Source organism: Streptomyces sp. SID14478, assembly GCF_010548525.1.
GTDB lineage: Bacteria > Actinomycetota > Actinomycetes > Streptomycetales > Streptomycetaceae > Streptomyces.
The window spans coordinates 1-300 of sequence record NZ_JAAGMG010001417.1 but is presented as its reverse complement, the minus strand read 5'-3'; the positions used below and the strand labels follow the sequence as shown (position 1 = coordinate 300).

General features: G+C 77.3%; 1 protein-coding gene. It reads left to right on the top strand.

The genetic code is table 11. From position 1 onward, the window contains the following. Window positions 1-300, top strand: a 300-nt coding sequence (locus G3I40_RS44665) for a histidine kinase dimerization/phosphoacceptor domain-containing protein (protein WP_164560501.1), incomplete at both ends; no start/stop codon positions are given.

Below are 300 nucleotides of genomic sequence, written 5' to 3'. Positions count from 1 at the left end.
TCGCGCGCGAGCTGCACGACTCGGTGGGGCACGCGCTCAGCGCGGTCACCCTGCAGGCGAGTGCGGCGCGCCGGGTGCTCGACAGCGACCCCGCCTTCGTACGCGAGGCGCTCGCGGCCATCGAGGACACCACGCGCCGCACGGTCGGTGAACTCGACGCCGTGCTCGGGGTGTTGAGGGAGGCGGGCGACGCGTCCGGCACCGCGTCCGCGCCCACGCTCGCCGACGACCTCGACGGCCTCCTGCGCCGCACGCGGGCGGCGGGGCTGGCGGTGACGGCGACCCTCGACGTCGACCCGG